Source organism: Novosphingobium sp. MD-1, from assembly GCF_001014975.1.
Classification (GTDB): Bacteria; Pseudomonadota; Alphaproteobacteria; order Sphingomonadales; family Sphingomonadaceae; genus Novosphingobium.
In genome coordinates this window covers 151309-170362 of sequence record NZ_BBXA01000034.1, presented here as the reverse complement: position 1 = coordinate 170362, position 19054 = coordinate 151309, and the positions used below count along the sequence as shown (strand labels likewise).

Annotated in this window: 12 protein-coding genes; 6 read left to right on the top strand and 6 right to left on the bottom strand. The window is 67.0% G+C overall.

Annotated features, from left to right (window positions below):
* Window positions 1-33 precede the first annotated feature (33 nt).
* From NMD1_RS20845 to NMD1_RS20825, 5 genes are all read left to right on the top strand, one after another.
* Complete coding sequence (locus NMD1_RS20845; RefSeq protein WP_125957158.1) at window positions 34-1296, top strand: threonine ammonia-lyase; 1263 nt, start codon at window positions 34-36, stop codon at window positions 1294-1296.
* Between the two features lie 228 nt (window positions 1297-1524).
* On the top strand, window positions 1525-2367 hold the full coding sequence (locus NMD1_RS20840; RefSeq protein ID WP_124808997.1) for an arginyltransferase: 843 nt from the start codon (window positions 1525-1527) through the stop codon (window positions 2365-2367).
* A 16-nt stretch (window positions 2368-2383) separates the two neighbouring features.
* Window positions 2384-4633 (top strand): autotransporter assembly complex family protein, encoded by a 2250-nt coding sequence (locus tag NMD1_RS20835; RefSeq protein ID WP_233497905.1) that lies wholly within the window; start codon window positions 2384-2386, stop codon window positions 4631-4633.
* Window positions 4633-8880 (top strand): translocation/assembly module TamB domain-containing protein, encoded by a 4248-nt coding sequence (locus tag NMD1_RS20830; RefSeq protein ID WP_125957155.1) that lies wholly within the window; start codon window positions 4633-4635, stop codon window positions 8878-8880. The genes NMD1_RS20835 and NMD1_RS20830 overlap by 1 nt, the downstream gene beginning before the upstream one ends.
* 63 nt (window positions 8881-8943) lie before the next feature.
* Window positions 8944-10278 (top strand): glycosyltransferase, encoded by a 1335-nt coding sequence (locus NMD1_RS20825; RefSeq protein ID WP_125957152.1) that lies wholly within the window; start codon window positions 8944-8946, stop codon window positions 10276-10278.
* A 225-nt stretch (window positions 10279-10503) separates the two neighbouring features.
* Here the strand turns inward: NMD1_RS20825 and NMD1_RS20820 are convergent, their stop codons facing one another.
* Complete coding sequence (locus NMD1_RS20820; RefSeq protein WP_125957150.1) at window positions 10504-11931, bottom strand: aldehyde dehydrogenase family protein; 1428 nt, start codon at window positions 11929-11931, stop codon at window positions 10504-10506.
* A 240-nt stretch (window positions 11932-12171) separates the two neighbouring features.
* Between NMD1_RS20820 and NMD1_RS20815 the strand changes: the two genes are divergently transcribed.
* Window positions 12172-14391, top strand: a complete 2220-nt coding sequence (locus NMD1_RS20815; RefSeq protein ID WP_233497904.1) for a bifunctional diguanylate cyclase/phosphodiesterase — start codon at window positions 12172-12174, stop codon at window positions 14389-14391.
* 10 nt (window positions 14392-14401) lie between these two features.
* Here NMD1_RS20815 and NMD1_RS20810 read toward each other — a convergent pair whose 3' ends face one another.
* From NMD1_RS20810 to NMD1_RS20790, 5 genes are all read right to left on the bottom strand, one after another.
* Complete coding sequence (locus NMD1_RS20810; protein ID WP_125957284.1) at window positions 14402-14833, bottom strand: hypothetical protein; 432 nt, start codon at window positions 14831-14833, stop codon at window positions 14402-14404.
* 271 nt (window positions 14834-15104) lie between these two features.
* The gene (glnA, locus tag NMD1_RS20805) at window positions 15105-16514 is read right to left on the bottom strand and encodes a type I glutamate--ammonia ligase (RefSeq protein WP_124809002.1); all 1410 of its coding nucleotides are present in this window, start codon (window positions 16512-16514) and stop codon (window positions 15105-15107) included.
* A gap of 153 nt (window positions 16515-16667) precedes the next feature.
* Window positions 16668-17006 carry a P-II family nitrogen regulator gene (locus tag NMD1_RS20800; RefSeq protein WP_124809003.1) on the bottom strand — a complete coding sequence of 113 codons (339 nt, stop codon included), beginning with the start codon at window positions 17004-17006 and terminating at the stop codon, window positions 16668-16670.
* A 301-nt stretch (window positions 17007-17307) separates the two neighbouring features.
* On the bottom strand, window positions 17308-18138 hold the full coding sequence (gene map, locus NMD1_RS20795; RefSeq protein WP_125957146.1) for a type I methionyl aminopeptidase: 831 nt from the start codon (window positions 18136-18138) through the stop codon (window positions 17308-17310).
* A 37-nt stretch (window positions 18139-18175) separates the two neighbouring features.
* On the bottom strand, window positions 18176-19030 hold the full coding sequence (locus NMD1_RS20790; protein ID WP_233497902.1) for a DUF4163 domain-containing protein: 855 nt from the start codon (window positions 19028-19030) through the stop codon (window positions 18176-18178).
* Between the last annotated feature and the right edge of the window lie 24 nt (window positions 19031-19054).

Below are 19054 nucleotides of genomic sequence, written 5' to 3'. Positions count from 1 at the left end.
TCCTTGGCGCGCCCTTTGCATTAGGGCGCCTGCATGGAAAATCTGGTCCGTTCATCCGCTCAGCAGCCCACCGACAATCCCGGTGCCCTGCTCGACATCGCCGAGGTACGCGCGGCGGCGGAGCGAATTAGCGGACAGGTGGTGCGCACCCCCACGCTTTACAGCAGGACGCTGAGCGCCATCACCGGCGCCAACATCTGGCTCAAGTTCGAAAACCTCCAGTTCACGGCCGCCTACAAGGAACGCGGCGCGCTCAATGCCCTTCTGCAACTCGATGAGGAACGCCGTTCGCGCGGCGTGATCGCGGCTTCGGCCGGCAACCATGCGCAAGGCCTGTCGTACCACGGCACGCGGCTGGGCGTGCCCGTCACCATCGTCATGCCCAAGACGACGCCGACGGTGAAGATCATGCAGACCGAGAGCAACGGCGGCAAGGTCGTGCTCGAGGGCGAGACGTTCGACGAGGCCTATGCCTATGCCCGGTCGATGGAAAAGCAGCTCGGGCTGACCTTCGTTCATCCGTTCGACGATCCGCAGGTCGCCGCCGGGCAGGGCACCGTCGCGCTCGAGATGCTGGAGGATGCGCCCGAGATCGACATGCTAGCGGTGCCGATCGGCGGGGGCGGCCTGCTTTCGGGCATGGGCACGGCGGCGCGGGCGCTGAAGCCCGATATCGGCCTGATCGGGGTGCAGGCGCAGCTTTATCCGTCGATGTACGACAAGCTGAAGCACGCCGATCTGCCATGCGGCGGCGATACCCTGGCCGAAGGCATCGCGGTCAAGGAGCCGGGCGCCTTCACCTCGGCCGTGCTGGCCCAGCTTGTCGACGATATCGTGCTGGTCGATGAAGCCGCGCTCGAAACCGCGGTGGCGTTGCTGCTCCAGATCGAGAAGATCGTGGTCGAAGGCGCGGGGGCGGCCGGGCTCGCCGCGGTGATGCGCAACCGCGCCCTGTTCGAAGGGCGCAACGTGGGCATCGTGCTGACCGGCGGCAACATCGATACCCGCCTGCTCGCCAACGTACTGCTGCGCGATCTGGCGCGGTCGGGCCGGCTTGGCCGCCTGCGCATCGTGCTGCAGGATCGCCCGGGCGCGCTGTTCCACGTGGTCGAGGAGTTCAACCGCTACCAGGTGAACATTCTCGAAGTCTGGCACCAGCGCATCTTCACCTCGCTCCCGGCCAAGGGACTGACGGCCGAGATCGAATGCGAGGCGCGCGATCGCGAGCAGATCGACCTGCTGGTCGCGGCGCTCCGCGCCAAGGGATATGACGTGGTTCAGATCGAATTGGGCTGAAATCGCGCTTCGCCTGACCGTTCTGGAAGTGTCCGTCTCGTAAAGGATGCGCCGCCCTGTCGTCCGGAAGCGGGACAGGGCGGCGCAAACCGGGCCTGCGCCGGCCTCGAGACGGACTGAGGCGCATAATTTCGTGGTTAAGGGTCTTTCACCAAGTTCGATGCTGAGGCATTGTCGTTTTTGAACGGCGCCGGATGGTCCGGACGCCCAGAGGAAGCCCAGCAGGCCGTGACCGCGCCCGTCCGTTTTCCCCGCTTTTTCGTGACGAGCCCCGCGCCGTGCCCCTATCTTGAGGGCAAGAGCGAACGGAAGGTGTTCACCGAGCTGAAGGGGCCGCATGCCGACGACCTGAACGACGCGCTGGGCCGTATCGGTTTCCGCCGCAGCCAGACCGTCGCCTACCGCCCCAGCTGCATCGATTGCACCGCCTGCGTGTCTGTGCGCGTCGTGTCGGACGAATTTCAGCCCTCTTCGGCGCAGCGCCGGGCGATCAAGGCCAATTCGGACCTGATTGTTACTGCATGCAAGCCGTGGTCGACGCAGGAACAGTTTGACCTCCTGCGGCGTTACCTGTCGGCGCGCCACCCCGATGGGGGCATGGCGGCGATGGACGAGATGGATTTTGCTGACATGGTGGAACATACGCCAGTCAGAAGCTATGTGATTGAATACAGGGAACCGGGCGTGGGTGGCGCGCCGGGCAAACTGGTGGGAGCCTGCCTTACCGACCATCAGGGCGATGGTCTTTCGATGATCTACAGTTTCTACGATCCACATCACGAGACGCGCACCGGGCTTGGAACCTACATCATCCTCGATCACATTCTGCACGCGGCGAGAATCGGCCTGCCCTACGTCTACCTGGGGTATTGGGTCGAAGGATCTTCGCGCATGCAGTACAAGGTGCGCTTCCGTCCGCTCGAACGCCTTGGCCGCGATGGCTGGGAGCGTTTCTCGACTGATGAGCAGGCCAGTGCCATCGATCGCGCGGCCACCCCGCGGCAGGACGCTTTCGAGCGCGGGGGCAAGGATGGTCTGCACGCCGGACAGGAAATCTACCGTCCGGCCTGATCATGCTTCGTTGCGGATGTCTGGATCGCTGACGCGGATCATCGCGGCGGCGCTCGTTTTCGCGCTGGTGCCCGCGCCGATGGCGCTGGCGCAATCGCGCGATACCGACCAGGCGCTCAAGGACCTGATTCCCGATTCCGCGATCGACAATGCCGAAAGCTGGGCGCTCGATACCGATGCCGCGCGCCAGCCCGCGCCCGATGTCGCCGCGCTGCTGGGCGCGACCGAACCGTTGCAGGCGCTGACCGACATTCCCGGCATCACCATCGATTGGCCGCAGACCGCCGATCTTCCGCCGTTCAAGCCGCTCGATCCCGATCCGGACATCGCGCTGGCGCAGCAGCAGGTGGATGGCGCGGTCGATGCGCTGGATGGCGAACAGCAGCAGGTCGAAAGCGCGCGCAATGCGCTGATCCCCGATGCCTCGCTCTCGCACGTCGGGGGGCAGGTCGATCTGGCGTTCTCGCCCACCGATGCCTTCCCCGAACGCGATGAACTGGTTTCGCGGTTCTCCGGCCTCTCCAGTCTGCATTCGCTGGACGATGACGAGGACAACCTTGCCCAGCTGACCCGCCGCGCGCGCAGCGATCGCGACCTGATCGTCGAAATCCTGCGCACTTATGGCTACTACGACGCCGAGGTTTACCAGTCGATCGTCACGCCGCAGAGCGAGGCGGCGGCTTCGGCGGCGTCTGCCAGCGCGGAGGGTGGCAACGGGGCACGGCGCGGTCCGCGCCGCAATGCCATCGATCTGTCCAAGGTGGTCGTGCGGTTCGATGTGGTGCCGGGGCCGCAGTATCGCCTGGCGAAGATCGATCTCGGCGATATTGCCGGAACGGGCGCGGACTACGAGACCCTGCGCGCGGCCTTTGGTGTCCGCGTCGGCGATCCGGTCAATACCGAGAAGATCCTCAAGGGCCGCGCCGATCTTGCCGCCACGCTGGGCGACAACGGCTATGCCTTCGCCAAGGTGGGCGAACCGGCGCTGGTGATCGATCACGAACCGCGCACCGGTGATCTGACGGTGCCGGTGACGAGCGGCGGCCGCTACGTGTTCGGGCAGGTCGTCAGCGGCATGCCGCGCTTCATGGGGTCGCGCCATATCCAGCATATCGCGCGGTTCCGGCCGGGCGATGTCTATCAGACCGCCATGCTCGACGATCTGCGGCAGGCGATCCTGGCGACCAGCCTGGTCTCCTCGGTCACGGTCAAGACGCGCGAAGTAACGCCGCCCGCCGCCGGCAAGCCCGGCGTGGTCGATGTCGATGTCGATATGGCCAAGGCCCCGCAGCGCACCGTGGCGGCGCTGATCGGCTATTCCAGCGGCGAAGGCTTCCGGGTCGAGGCGAGCTGGGAGCACCGCAACCTGATCCCGCCCGAAGGCATGGTCCGCGTGCGCGGCGTGGCCGGCACCCGCGAACAGCTGCTGGGCGTGATCTATCGCCGCAACAACTTCCTGACACGCGATCAGGTGCTGACCGCCGATCTCTATGCCCAGACCAAGGTGAGCGATGCCTATCAGGCGCGCACCCTGTCGCTGGTCAGCAGCATCGAGCGGCAGACCACGCTGCTGTTCCAGAAGCCCTGGGTCTATTCGGCGGGCCTCGAAGTGGTGGCCACCAGCGAGCGCGAGGACAGTACCCAGCCGCGCAAGACCTATTTCATCGGCGCGCTGCCCTTGCGTGGGGCCTATGACGGCAGCGACAGCCTGCTCGATCCCACGCGCGGCTTCCGCGCGGCGCTGCGCGTCTCGCCCGAAATCTCGCGCCAGGCCGGTGCGAACTCGACGTATGTGAAGGTCCAGCTCGACGCGAGCCTCTATCGCCCGGTCAGCGACAGCGTGGTCATGGCCGGCCGCGTGCGGTTCGGCGCGATCCAGGGTGCGGACATCGCCAGCATCGCGCCATCGCGCCGGTTCTATGCCGGCGGCGGATCGTCGGTGCGCGGCTATGGCTATCAGCAGATCGGCCCGCGTGACACGACCGGCGCGCCCAGCGGCGGCCGTTCGCTGACCGAATTCTCGCTCGAAGCGCGCGTCAAGACCGGCCTTATGGGCGGCGCGGTCAGCGTCGTGCCGTTCGTCGATGCCGGCGCGGTGGACGAAACCACGACACCGCGCTTCCGCGACATCAAGGTCGGCGTCGGGGTGGGCATCCGCTACCAGACCAACTTCGGCCCGATCCGCATCGATCTGGGCACGCCGCTCAACCCTTCGAAGGGCGATAGCCGCATCGGCGTTTATGTCGCGCTGGGGCAGGCGTTCTGATGGCGGACGACACCGTGCCCGCCGCGTTGCCGCCGGAAGGCCCCGATGCCGGCCCCCCGCCGCCGCCACCGCCGCCGCCACCCCCGCCGGCATCCGCGTCCGGCTTCGTCTGGCGCTGGACGCGGCGGATCGGTGCGGTTCTGGCCGTGCTGGCGATGGCGCTGCTGGGCGCCTTGCTCGTACTCGATTCGCCGATCGGCCACCGCTTCGTCGCCGATCGGATCGCCACGCTGGCCCCCGCCTCGGGCCTGCGCATCACCGTGGGCCGGATCGACGGTTCGCTGTTCGGCAAGGCCGGGCTTAAGGATCTGGTGCTCAGCGATCCCAACGGCCCGTTCCTGACCGTTCCCGATGTCGACTTGGACTGGCGGCCCTACGCCTGGACGGTCAACACGCTCGACATCCGCACGCTCGCGCTGCACCGGGGCACCCTGCTGCGCCGGCCGCAGCTGAAGCCGGGTGATCCCAACGCACCGATCCTGCCGTCGTTCAATATCCGCGTCGATCGGCTGGAGATCGATGCCCTTACCATCGCGCCGGGCGTGATGGGGGAAAGACGCCGCGTCGATCTGACCGCGCGCGCCGATGTCCGCTCGGGCCGCACCCTGATCGACGCCAACGGCCGGCTGGGCGGCAAGGACCGGCTGGCGCTGCACCTTGATAGCGAGCCGGATCGCGACAAGTTCGATCTCGCGCTCGATTATGCCGCGCCGCGCGGCGGCCTGCTGTCGGCGCTGACCGGCGTGAAAAGCGATGTGGTCGCGAAAGTGGCGGGCAAGGGCCGGTTCCGCGCGTGGCGCGGCTGGGCCGTGGCCCGGCGGGACGGCGAACGGCTGGCCGGCTTCCTGATCGACAACCGCGCCGGCACTTACACTGTGGCCGGGCAGGTCTTCCCCGAAGCGCTGCTGGCCGGCGCCGCACGCCGCATCGTGGGGAACAAGCTTTCGCTGTTCTACCAGGGCACCTTCGCGGATTCGACGCTGGACGGGCGCTATTACGTGGGCGGCGCGGCGTTCCGCGCCACGGGGCAGGGCGCGGTTGATCTTACCGACAACCGGGTCGATCAGCTGGCGCTCAAGGCCGATCTGCGCCGGCCCGATCTGGTGATGGCCTCGCCCGAGCTCGCCGGCGTGCGCCTTGCCGCCACGCTCGATGGGCCGCTCCGCGATCTCGCCATCCGCCATGATTTCACCATCGACCGGCTGAAGAGCGGCACCACGCAGGCCGAAGGGCTGCACACCGCCGGCACCGCCAACTGGAACGGCAAGCGCCTGCTGCTGCCGCTGGCCGTCACCGCGAAGAAGGTGGTGACCGGCAACGGCATGATCGACCCGCGCTTCGTCGGCGCCAGCGTGAAGGGTGATCTGGTGCTGCAGGGCAGCCAGCTTTCCTCGGAACAGCTGGCGATCGATCTCAAGGGGCTGGCGGCGCGGCTGGTGCTGCGCAGCGACATGGCCAAGGGCATGTACGCGCTGGCCGGGCCGGTCACCGCGCGCGGCTTCGCGCTGCCCAATCTGGGGCTGGTCGATGCCGATGCCAAGATCGTGTTCGGCATGGGCAACGGCGTGCCCTGGTCGCTGCGCGCCAACGCGGCGGGGCGTATGGCGCGGATCGACAACGGCACGCTGGCCAACCTGACCGGCGGCAACATCCGCTTTTCCGGTGGCGTCGTAACCGGCGCGCTGATCCCGCTGCGGTTCAGTGATGCGCGCCTGTCCTCGCGCAAGCTGGCCATTGCCCTGAACGGGCAGGTCCACCCCGATGGCCGGACCACCGTGGTCGGCAAGGGGCGCCATCTCGACTATGGCGATTTCACCATCGACGCGGCCGTGGCCAAGGATGGTCCGTCCGCCGTGCTGGTCTTTGCCAATCCCTTGCCCGCCGCCGGCCTCAAGGACGTGCGCGTGGCGCTGTCCCCCGTGGCCGACGGGTTCCGGATCGAGACGAAGGGCGATTCCACGCTGGGGCCGTTCGATGGCGTGCTGGGCCTGCAATCGCCGCCCAAGGGGCCGACGCGGATCGCGATCGAGCACTTCAAGGTCTGGCAGACGGAAATCACCGGCGGGCTCGATCTTGCCACGGCCGGCGTCAGCGGCGATCTGGCGATCACGGGCGGCGGGATCGATGGCACCGTCCGGCTCGATCCAAAGGAAGGCGGGCAGGCGATCACCGCACTGGTCACGGCGCGCAACGCCCGCTTCGGCGGCGCGCGGCCGATTTCCATCGGCAACGGCAAGGTCGAGGTGAACGGCTTCCTGGCCGAGGGCAAGAGCACGATCGACGCCACCGCGCATATCGAGGGCATCGGCGCGGGGCAGCTGTTCATCGGGCGGCTGGCCGTAAACGCGAAGCTCGTCAACGGCGCGGGCAGCGTCACGGCCTCCATCGCCGGGCGGCGCGGCACGCGCTTCGCCATGCAGGGCACGGCCTCGATTGCGCCGGACAAGATCGTCGCGCTCGCTTCGGGCGATTACTCCGGCCGCGCCATCCAGATGCCGCGCCGCGCGGTGCTGGAGCGCGAGGGCGAAGGCTGGCGGCTGCAACCGACGCAGGTCAATTTCGGGCGCGGCGCGGTCATCGCCGAAGGGCACGTGCTGGGCGGGCCGACCGAACTGAAGCTCCAGATCGCGCGGATGCCGCTCTCGCTGGCGGACATTGTCGTGGCGGACCTTGGCCTCGGCGGGGCGCTTTCCGGCGTAATCGACTATCGCAACGATCATACCGGGGCGCCGTCCGGCCATGCGGCGGTGCAGGTGCGCGGGCTGACGCGCTCGGGCCTCGTGCTCACCTCGCGGCCGATGAACCTTTCGCTGGTTGCCGATCTCGATCCTTCGGCGCTGCAGGCGCGCGCGGTGTTCAAGGATGGCGGGCGGGACGGCGGCACCGTGCGCGGCGGGGTGCAGGCGCTTCTCTCCGGCCTGCCGCGTGGCGGCACCGTGCTGGAGCGCCTGCGCGGCGGCCGCCTGCAGGCGCAGGTCCGCTATGGCGGACCGGCCGAAACGCTCTGGCGCCTCGCGGCAGTGGACTTCATGGACCTGACCGGCACCATCGGCGCGCGCGCCGACATCACCGGCACGCTCGACGATCCCACGTTCGTCGGCGCCATCGCCAGCAAGGATCTGCGCGTGCAAAGCAGCGTGATCGGCACCGACATCCAGAACATCCAGGCGAGCGGCACGTTCAACGATTCGCGCCTGTCGCTGAACCGTTTCGCCGGCACCACCGCCAACGGCGGCAAGGTTACCGGCAGCGGCACCATCGATCTGTCCAACATCGTCTCGCGCGGCGTCGCGCTCGATCTGCGCATGGCCGCGCAGAACGCGCGCATCGTCAACCGGGATGACATGGCGGCCACGGTGACCGGCCCGCTGCGCATCGTCAGCGATGGCATCGGCGGCACCATCGCCGGCCGGGTGCGCATCGAACAGGCGCGTTGGGCGCTCGGCAGCGCCAGCGCGGTGGCGGAGCTGCCCTCGATCCCCACGCGCGAGATCAACCCGCGTGCCGACGTCGCGCCGGCGCGCACGCCGTCCACGCCATGGACGTTCCTGATCGACGCCTCCGGCGCCAACCGCATCGACGTGCGCGGGCTGGGGCTGGACAGCGAATGGGGCGCGGACATCCGCCTGCGCGGCACCACCGCCAACCCGCAGATATTCGGCAGCGCGGATCTGGTGCGCGGCGGCTACGAATTCGCCGGCAAGCGCTTCGACCTCACGCGCGGCCGCATCCGCTTCGCCGGCGAAATGCCGATCGATCCCCGGCTGGATATCGCGGCCAGCGGCGATGCCAACGGCGTCAGCGCCACGATCACGATCACCGGATCGGGAATGAAGCCGGTGATCGCCTTCTCCTCCACGCCTTCGCTGCCCGAAGAGGAACTGCTCAGCCGCCTGTTGTTCGGCAGCTCGATCACGCAGATTTCGGCGCCGGAAGCGGTGCAGCTTGCCGCCGCGCTGGCATCGCTGCGCGGCGGCGGCGGGCTGGACCCGATCAACAAGCTGCGCAGCGCCATCGGGCTCGACCGCTTGCGCATCCTCAACGCCGATGCCTCGATTCCGCGCGGCACCAGCGTCGCCGCTGGCAAGTACCTGGGGCGCAAGTTCTTCGTCGAACTGGTGACCGACGGGCGCGGCTACAACGCCACGTCGGTCGAATTCCGCATCACCCGCTGGCTGGCGCTGCTCGCCTCCGTGGCAACGATCGGGGACGAGAGTCTGAACTTGCGCGTCAGCAAGGATTATTGACGCCGTTCAAGGAATTTTGCCCGCGGTCGCGAAAGAGTCATAACGGATCGATTGAAGGGATCCGTGACCATCGCCGGCAACGAACTCCTGATCTGTGACCTCACGCAAAGCTATGCCCCCCAGGGCGGCGGCGGCATCGGCACGTACCTGCGCGAAAAGCGCGCCCACGTGCTGGAGCATACCGGGCACCGGCTGCTGCAGATCGTGCCGGGCGCCGAGGACCGGGTGGTGGAGAACGGCCGCCATATCTGGGTGGAGATCGGCGCCGATCCGGTGCGGGGCAGCCCCAATTACCGCTTCATCCTGCGCACGGCGGCGGTGCGCGCGGTGCTGGCGCGCTACCAGCCCGATGTGATCGAATCGCTGTGCCCCTGGGTGCTGCCCTGGACCGCGATCGATCACCGCCGCGCGTTCCCGCGCACCACCCTGGTCGCCGGCTATCACACCGATTTTCCCAATGCCCACGTCTATCGCGTCAGTTCGGAACTGTTCGGCGATTTCGTCGCGCGCGGACTGCGCAAGGTCAGCGCCGGCTATGCCGAAGCGACCTATCGTGAATTCGACCGGGTCTATACGCTGGGGCAGGACATGCGCGCGATGCTGACGTCCTATGGCGTCGAGCACGTGGACGAACTGGCGCTTGGAGTCGATCCGGCGGTGTTCCACCCCGATCGCCGCGATCCCGGATTGCGCGCGCGGCTGGGTCTGGAAGGGCAGGGGCCGCTGCTGGTTTATGCCGGGCGGCTGGACAACGAAAAACGCGCCGACCGGCTGCTGGCGATGTTCCGCGCGCTGCCGGCCGATTGCGGGGCAGCGCTGCTGCTGATCGGCGATGGCAAGCTGCGCGACCGGATGGTGGAGGAAGCGCGCGGGCTGCCCGTGGCGTTCCATGGCTTCGTCGGCGATCGTGCCGAACTGGCGCGGCTGCTGGCATCGGCCGACATCTATGTCTCCGCCATGGCGGACGAGACGTTCGGCATTTCGGTGCTGGAAGCGCAGGCGAGCGGGTTGCCGGTGGTCGGCGTCGCCTCGGGCGCGATGCTGGAACGGGTCACGCCCGCGCTGGGGCGGCTGGCGCCGGTGGATGACGTGGACGCGATGGCGCGGCTGGTGATGGAGGTCTGGCAGGGCGATTACGCCGCGATGCGCGCCGCCGCGCGGGCGCATGTGATCGACCGGTTCAGCTGGAAAGCCACGTTCGACCGCCTGCTGGGCGAAATCTATCCCCGCGCGATGGACGCCGCCGCCACCCGCGAACAGGCGCTGGCGCAACGTGCGCGCCGCTATGCCGCCCGCGCGCTCAACAGCGCGATCGCCGGCATTACCGGCGCGATGAACGGCCGCGCCCGCGCGCTTGAGGCGGCGGAGGGTGCCCGCCGCTGGCGGCAGGCCGGCTGATCCGGGCGATGGGGTGCTGCCCACCCCGCTGCGACTAACACCGCCTGCGGCGGCGCAAGTCTCGCTGCCCCTCCCGCAAGCGGGAGGGGATATCCCGAATTCTCCCCTCCCGCTTGCGGGAGGGGTGGGGGTGGGTTCCTCCAAACCCGAACGGCAAAGGCCGGCGCTTCCCTGCGGAAGCACCGGCCCTTTCGTTCCGGCGTACCGGAAATCAGAATCTGGAAATCAGAACTGGGCGATCGTCTTCACTTCCATGAAGTCCTTGAGGCCGTACTTGCCGCCCTCGCGGCCGTTGCCCGACTGCTTGTAGCCACCGAACGCGCCGCCCTTCACGCCGGCCCAGCCGTTCACCGTGACCAGGCCCGCGCGCAGCTGGCCGACCACGTCGGCGGCCGATTCCGGCGTGCCGCTGACGGTGGCAGACAGGCCGTAGCTGGTCTTGTTGGCCAGATCGATCGCCTCATCGAGGTCGGTATAGGTGGTGATCGTCGCCACCGGGCCGAAGGTTTCCTCCTTGAAGATGGTCATGTCCGGCGTCACGTCGGAAAACACCGTCGGGCGGATGAAATAGCCGCGGTTGACGTTGTCCGGCAGGCCGGGGCCGCCTTCCAGCAGGTTCGCGCCTTCGGAGATCGAGGCGTCGATCAGGCTCTGCACCTTGCTCCACTGCGCCTTGTTGACCACGGGGCCGATATGCGCGCCTTCGTCAGCCGGGCTGCCGACCTTCACGGCCGCGAAGTAGTTCTTCACGAACGCCTCGGCTTCGGCCTTGCGCGCCGCGGGGACAAGCAGGCGGGTCGGCGCGATGCAGCTCTGGCCGGTGTTGGCAACCACGCCCTGCAGCGTCGGCGGCAGGTGGGTGGCGAAATCGGCGTCTTCGAGCACGAGGTTCGGCGCCTTGCCGCCCAGTTCCTGATGCACGCGCTTGACGGTTTCGGCCGCATTCTTGGCAATCTGGATGCCCGCGCGGGTCGAACCGGTGAAGCTCACCATGTCCACGTCGGGATGCACGGTCAGCGCCACGCCCACGCCGGGGCCATCACCCTGCACGAGGTTGAACACGCCTGCCGGAACGCCGGCCGCGTCCAGCACTTCGGCGAAGATCGCCGCGTTGGTCGGGCATTCTTCCGAAGGCTTGAGCACCACGGTGTTGCCCGCCGCGATGCACGGCGCGATCTTGGCGCAGATCTGGTTGAGCGGCCAGTTCCACGGCGTGATCGCCGCGACCACGCCGACGGGTTCGTGAACCATGCGCGCGTTGGGCGTGCCGGGAATCGCTTCTTCCCATTCGAAGCCGTCCAGCGCTTCCAGCGTGCCCAGCATGTAGCCGATGCCCGCGCCAACCTGCGCCGTGCCGGCGAAGCTGACGGGTGCGCCCATTTCCTCGCTGATCGCGGCGGCGAAATCGGGGATGCGCTTCTTGTATTCGGCGATGATGCGCTCCAGCAGCGCCTTGCGCTCGGCCACCGTCGTCTTGCTGAACGTGGCGAAGGCGCGCTTGGCGGCGGCAACGGCCTTGTCGACATCGGCTTGGCTGCCCAGCGTCACGACCGCGCAGGGTTCCTCGGTGGCGGGATTGATGACCTCGTGGCGACGGCCGCCCTCGCTGTCGACCCATTTGCCGTCGATATAGTGCTGAAGCCTTTCGCGCATATCTTACTCCCGCTGAAAAAGTTAGTCTTACGAACAATTAGGAAGGCCATCGCAGATTTGCAAGTTTGAGTAGCCGATTGCAACCGTCCGGACGTGCAAAATCGTTGGCGATGGATAGTGCCGCGCTAACCATTTGTTCGGATAGGGCCTCTACCGTCCCGATGCATGGCGATTGGGTATCTGTCACGGGCAACGGCGCTGCGGCGCACGGCGGGCGTGTTGCGCTCCAGTTGGATTGTCGTGGCCACTTTCCTCGCGCTGGTGGCGTTGTCGGTCGCCTTGGTGGCCTCGTTCAGCAACTCGACTCGCATCGCCGACGAACTGGCGCAGAGCGACGAACGCGTCCGAGTCGCGCACTATCTCGACAGCTCGGCCAAACGGATACTCGCGGCGCAGAAGCTGCAGCAGACCTGGGATGACGCCATGCGCCATGCGGTGCTCGGCGACGATCCGGTCTGGACGCGGACCTACCTCGGGTACTTCTTCTGGGGCAGCCAGCGCGCCGATCACGTTTTTCTGGTGCGTGCCGATGGTTCGCTGGTGCGCGGGTGGGAGCGGGGCGAGGATGCGCCCGCCGACCGCTACGCCGGCCTGCAAACGCGTGTTGCCCGCCTGATCGCGCGCACGCGCGGCGAAAGCCGGGACGATGGAGACATCGCGCAGTGGATCACGCTCGAAGACGGCAAGTGGCCGGTCGACCGGCGCGGCTACCCGATGGAGCGCGGACTTTACGAATTTTCCCGTTACCAGGGGCGGCTGGCGATCATGACCGTCGCCGCGATCATACCCGATTCGCACGTTGACCTGTTGCAGCGCGCTCCCAACTACGTGCTGCTCGTCCGGACCATGGACGAAACCCTGCTGCAGGAACTCAGCCGCGCGGTGCTGCTCGACGATATGCGGGTGAGCGATGGTCCGCCGTCCGCGGACCAGGCGCGCAACGGCACGCCGATCGCCGATCCCAGCGGCCAGACCATCGGCTGGCTCGATTGGGCGGCGCGCCGCCCCGGCGAAGCGATCATCCGGCGGACCGCGCCCCTGCTTTCGGCCTTTATCCTGTTCTTCGTGGGGGTGCTGCTCGGTGGCGTGATGATCGTGCGCCGTCACATGCGCACCACGCGCGAACTGGTGGCGAGCGAAGCGCAAGCCCAGCACAACGCGATGCACGACGCGATGTCGGGCCTGCCCAACCGCGTGCATTACATGCAGCGACTGCGGCAGGAGCTTTCGGCCTGCATCAACGATCAGCGCCTGGGCGACGTGTTCGTCGCCTATCTCGACATCGACAGCTTCAAGGTCGTCAACGATACGCTGGGGCATCACGTCGGCGACGAACTGGTGCGGCAGGTGGCCATGCGCCTGCGCCGGGCCTTGCCGTCCACCGACTTCCTGTCGCGCTTCGGCGGCGACGAATTCGTGCTGATGCGCCGATCGCCCGGCGGACGCGCTACGGCCGACGAGCTGGGCACGCAGATCATGGATCTGATGCGCGAACCCTTCCTGATTTCCGGCAACACGCTGGAAGTCACCTGCTCGTGCGGGATCAGCTGGGGGCCGGAGCAGAGCGAGGATCCGGGCGAACTGCTGCGCCGCGCCGATATCGCGCTCTATCGCGCCAAGCAGCGCGGCCGCGCGCGCTACCGCCGCTTCACTCGCGATATGGACGCCAGCCTGAAACTGCGGCGTGAAATGGAAATGGAACTGCGCCGCGCCATCGCGCGCGACGAACTGTCGGTGGCGTTTCAGCCTATCATCGGGCTGCCCGATGGCGGCATCCACGGCTTCGAGGCGCTGCTGCGTTGGTACCATCCCGATCGCGGGGAAATCCGGCCGGGCCTGTTCGTGCCCGTGGCGGAACAGGCGGGCCTGATGATCCCGCTGGGCAACTGGGTGCTGCGGCGGGTGTTCAACGAATGCCACGCCTGGCCGTGCGACATCTCGGTCAACCTCTCGCCCTTGCAGATCATGGCCAGCGATTTCCTCGTCACGCTGCGCACCATCCTGGCCGAAACCGGCATGGACCCGCGCCGGGTGGTGCTGGAAGTCACCGAAGGCGTGATGCTGGATCGCAGCGAGCACGTTTTCTCGGTGCTGCGCGAACTCAACGGCATGGGCTTCCGCATCGCGCTCGACGATTTCGGCATCGGCTATTCGAGCCTCAGCTACCTGCGTTCGTTCCAGTTCGACCGGATCAAGATCGACCGGTCGTTCGTGCAGAATGTCGAAGGCGATGTCGACGCCCACTCGATCCTCTGCGCGATCGTCTCGCTCGGCCATACCTTGCGGATGAAGGTCGTGGCCGAAGGCGTCGAAACCGATGTCCAGCGCCAGCTCGTCCAGGCGGCCGGCTGCGAGCTGGTGCAGGGGCACCTGTTCTGGGCCGCGCTCGCGCCGCAGGAGGCGTTCGCGCTGTTGACCCGCGACGCCCAGGAGAGCGCTACGCGGCGGCTCGTCGGGTAAGCACCCGCTTTCAGCCCGCTTCCGGCGCGCGCGTTACCAGCCGGGTTTCGGTCAGCTCGATCACCGGCACTTCCCAGGGATGGGCGCGCAGGATCGCGCCGATCGCGGCATCGATCCGGTCCTGCGGCGCATCGTGCGGCAGGTGGACGGTCAGGATCACGGTGGATGACACCGCGTTTTCATCGGCGGCGCCGGCCGTGGGGCGGGCAGTGGCCGTCGGCGTGAACAGCTCCCAGCCGGGCGCGAGCTCCATGACGCCGCGATAGAGACCGAAATCGCCCAGTGGATTATCGCCCCGCACGATCGCGAGCATGGCCGCCAGCGCCGGGTCGTCCTCCAGCGCTTGGTGATCGCCCGCGAGCAGGCGCGCCAGGACCGGCTCCGCCACGGGGCAGTGGATGCGCAGGGCGCGGGCAGGGCGGAAATCATACTGGCGGGCCATCGCCCACCGATAGGCGTTATGGCCGGCGCAGGCCAGTGACACGGGGTGGGCGGCGTGCACCCTTCCAGTCTGCCTCGTGGAGTTTCCCACCCCAAACCCCTCCCGCCAGCGGGAGGGGAACGAGACTTGCGCCGCCGCAGGCGGCGTTAGGCGCAGCGGAGTGGGCTTTCCGCGCTCCGTCTTTGCAAGCGATACAATCGCCAAAGCAAAGGGCGCCCGGACCGAAGTCCGGACGCCCCCTGGTGATCGTGTCCCTTGCGGGCGGCGTGGATCAGGCGCTGTAGTACATGTCGAACTCGACGGCCGACGGCGTGGTTTCCCAGCGCATCACTTCCGGCCACTTCAGTTCGATGTAGGCTTCGATCTGGTCCTTGGTGAACACGCCACCCTGGATCAGGAAGTCGTGGTCGGCGCTCAGCGCGTCCAGCGCTTCGCGCAGCGAACCGCAGACGGTCGGCACGGCGGCGAGTTCTTCCGGCGGCAGATCGTAAAGGTTCTTGTCCATCGCTTCGCCCGGGTGGATCTTGTTCTTGATCCCGTCGAGACCGGCCATGAGCAGCGCGGCGTAGCACAGGTAGGGGTTGGCCATCGCGTCGGGGAAGCGGAATTCCACGCGCTTGGCCTTGTCGCCGGCGCCATAGGGGATGCGGCACGAAGCCGAACGGTTGCGCGCCGAATAGGCGAGCAGCACGGGGGCTTCATAGCCCGGCACCAGGCGCTTGTAGCTGTTGGTGGTCGGGTTGGTGAAGGCGTTCAGCGCCTTGGCGTGCTTGATCACGCCGCCGATGAAGTACAGGCACATGTCCGACAGGCCGGCATAGCCGTTGCCGGCGAACAGGGGCTTGCCCGCGTCCCAGATCGAGATGTGGGTGTGCATGCCCGAACCGTTGTCGGTCTTGATCGGCTTCGGCATGAACGTGGCGGTCTTGCCATAGGCATGCGCGACCTGCTGCACCACGTACTTGTAGACCTGCATGCGATCGGCGGTGGTCACGAGCGTGCCGAAGGTCAGGCCCAGTTCGTGCTGCGCCGAGGCCACTTCGTGGTGATGCTTGTCGCAGGGCAGGCCCATCTCGATCATGGTCGAGACCATTTCGCCACGCACATCGACCAGGCTGTCGACCGGGGCGACCGGGAAGTAGCCGCCCTTGGCGCGCGGACGGTGCGCCAGGTTGCCGCCTTCGTAATCCTTGTTCGAATTGGTCGGCAGTTCGATGTCGTCGATCGAGAAGCCGTTGCCGTTGTAGCCGTCGTAGAACTTCACGTCGTCGAACACGAAGAACTCGGCTTCCGGACCGACATAGACGGTATCGCCGATGCCCGAGGACTTGACGAAGGCTTCGGCGCGCTTCGCGGTCGAACGCGGGTCGCGGGCATAGAGTTCGCCGGTCGAGGGTTCGACGATGTCGCAGACCAGGATCATCATCGGCGTCGCGCTGAACGGATCGATGTAGACCGCGTCGAGATCCGGCTTGAGGATCATGTCGGATTCGTTGATGGCCTTCCAGCCTTCGATCGACGAACCGTCGAACATCAGGCCGTCTTCGAGTTCGTCTTCACCCAGGATGGAAGCAACCATGGTCAGGTGCTGCCACTTGCCCTTGGGATCGGTGAAGCGGAGATCGACCCACTCGATTTCCTCGTCCTTGATACGGGCGAGGATGTCCTTTGCACTTGCCATCGCTGGTCCTTCTTCTTGCCCCCCTCATCGGGGCATGCGGGGTGATAGTCTCTTGAAGGCTGACGGTCCCTGAGCCAGCCTCCCAAGAGGGAGCCCGCCCGCCCGGCTCCGTGGCGCCGGGCAGGCGGACAAGCCTGTCAGAAAACCGCCCTGTCAGAGGGCGGCGTCATCGCGTTCGCCGGTGCGGATGCGCAGCACGCCTTCCACGGGGATCACGAAAATCTTGCCATCGCCGATGCGGCCGGTCTGTGCGGCGGCGGCGATCGCCTCCACCACCCGGTCGACCAGGGCGTCTGCCACCACGACTTCGAGCTTCACTTTCGGCAGAAAGTCCACGACGTATTCTGCGCCGCGATAAAGTTCGGTATGGCCCTTCTGGCGCCCGAAACCCTTGGCTTCCGTGACTGTAATACCCGAAACGCCGATTTCGTGGAGCGCTTCCTTCACTTCATCGAGCTTGAAGGGCTTGATGATCGCCTCGACCTTTTTCACGTCGTTCAGACCCCTGCAACACGGGCCAAACTCCAAGCGACACGATCTGCGACCTTGTTCGCGCCAGAGTCCGGCGGTTGTCCCTGTGACACGGTACTAACAAGAATCGTGCCACGCGCTGTTTGATTGCACTAGGCCATCGCCGCAGGGCGGGAAAGCGGGAAAATCGGGGGGTGGCGAAAGAATTGAATCGGCAGCCCGCGGGCAACATTTTGCAAGTTGCGCGCGGTTGATCGAAAGATGCATAAAATTTGCGCAGCCCTGCTCAAAAAGCAGGCAGGCAGACCGCCCGAAGCGACCTTCAGGCCGAATAGGGCGGTCGGTGAAGTCCCTTCGGGCTGGCCGTGAAAATCTCGCAGCCATCCTCGGTGATGCCGATGGAATGTTCGAACTGCGCCGAAAGCGAACGGTCGCGCGTCACCGCCGTCCAGCCGTCGTCGAGAATCTTCACGGCGGGCTTGCCCAGGTTGATCATCGGCTCGATCGTGAAGAACATGCCCGGGCGCAGTTCGGGGCCGGTGCCGGGGCGGCCGACATGGACCACTTCCGGCGCGTCGTGGAACTGGCGGCCCAGCCCGTGCCCGCAGAAGTCGCGCACCACGCCATAGCGCTGCCGTTCGGCATGGGCCTGGATCGCCGCGCCGATATCGCCCAGCCGCGCGCCGGGCCTGGCGTGTTCGATGCCGATCATCAGGCATTCGTAAGTCACGTCCACCAGCCGCCGCGCCTTCAGCGGCACGTCGCCGACCAGGTACATGCGGCTGGAATCGCCATGCCAGCCGTCCAGCAGCGGGGTCACGTCGATATTGACGATATCGCCGTCCTTCAGCGTCTTGTCCGAAGGGATGCCGTGGCACACGACATGGTTGATCGAGATGCAGCACGAATGCGCATAGCCGCGATAGCCCATCGTGGCGGGCACGGCGCCGGCGTCCAGCGTCATCTGCCGCACCACGTCGTCCAGCGCAGCCGTGGTCACGCCCGGCTGCACCAGCGGGGCCAGCGCGTCGAGGATTTCGGCGGCAAGGCGGCCGGCCTTGCGCATGCCCTCGAACCCGGCCGGGCCATGAAGCTTGATGGTCCCGTCGCGCGGGAGGACTTCGGTATCGTCTGCGATCACATACTGGGTCATGCGGGCTATATAGCGCGTGTCCCGCGAAAATGCGAGATCATCGCGTCCTGAATGCGGCCCGGTATTCCGGCTTCACCGCGGCAAGCACCGCGCTCGTCACCGGGACGGTCACTTCATACGAGCCTTCGGCATAGGGGCCGGCATCGTATGGCGCCACCAGCACGCCGATGCGGTCGAAGCCCTGCTTGCCGGCCGACCCCAGGATCACCGTCTCGCCCACCGGATCGATGCAGGCGTCGAATTCGGAATCGCTGTTCGCGGGCACGGCTTCGCCGCGCTTCTTTGCGCGCTGGCGGTTGAGTTCGGCGCAGAACGGCTGGCGGATCGCCTGCGACAGCGCGGCTTTCGAGGTGAACAGGTCTGCCACGCCACGGCGCTGACCGGCGGCCTTGTCCCACAAAACCGTGTCATAGACGTAGTTCGGGTGTGCGCCGCCCGAATAGCTGCCCACGATCGTCGACAGGCTCAGCCAGCCGGGCAGGTCGGTCACGACCTTCCAGTCGAGCGAAAGCGAATGGGCGTGGAAGGGATAGTCGTTCGCCTTGGCTTCCTTGCGGTCGTCGCTGGCTTCTTTGACCAGGCCCTGCTTCTTCTCGATCAGGTCCTTGTCGAGCTGGTCGCGCAGCGCCGGGATCGCGCCGGCCGCCGCCGGATAGGCATAGTCGAACTCGTAGAGATCGTTGTTTTCGGAAACCTTGCGCGCCACGCCCGGTACGGGCTGGGGCTGGGCGGGCGGCGCCGGGGGGGCGGTCAGCGCGTGCGACGAGGACGCCGCCGCGCCCGGCTGCGTGGCTGGTGCCGGTTTGCTGCACGCGCCCGTCGCCAGCATCGCGCCGAACAGGACGGGGGCGATGGACAGGGTCGTGATCGAAACGGCAACCGGGTGCTTCATCGCAATTTCCTCTCGCGCTTGCCG

What these genes read in the sequence shown, in the direction of transcription:
- NMD1_RS20845 (WP_125957158.1), top strand. Translation starts at nt 34, where the DNA reads ATGGAAAATCTGGTCCGTTCATCCGCTCAGCAGCCCACCGACAATCCC.
- NMD1_RS20835 (WP_233497905.1), top strand. Translation starts at nt 2,384, where the DNA reads ATGTCTGGATCGCTGACGCGGATCATCGCGGCGGCGCTCGTTTTCGCG.
- NMD1_RS20830 (WP_125957155.1), top strand. Translation starts at nt 4,633, where the DNA reads ATGGCGGACGACACCGTGCCCGCCGCGTTGCCGCCGGAAGGCCCCGAT.
- NMD1_RS20820 (WP_125957150.1), bottom strand. Translation starts at nt 11,931, where the DNA reads ATGCGCGAAAGGCTTCAGCACTATATCGACGGCAAATGGGTCGACAGC.
- NMD1_RS20810 (WP_125957284.1), bottom strand. Translation starts at nt 14,833, where the DNA reads ATGGCCCGCCAGTATGATTTCCGCCCTGCCCGCGCCCTGCGCATCCAC.
- glnA (WP_124809002.1), bottom strand. Translation starts at nt 16,514, where the DNA reads ATGGCAAGTGCAAAGGACATCCTCGCCCGTATCAAGGACGAGGAAATC.
- map (WP_125957146.1), bottom strand. Translation starts at nt 18,138, where the DNA reads ATGACCCAGTATGTGATCGCAGACGATACCGAAGTCCTCCCGCGCGAC.
- NMD1_RS20790 (WP_233497902.1), bottom strand. Translation starts at nt 19,030, where the DNA reads ATGAAGCACCCGGTTGCCGTTTCGATCACGACCCTGTCCATCGCCCCC.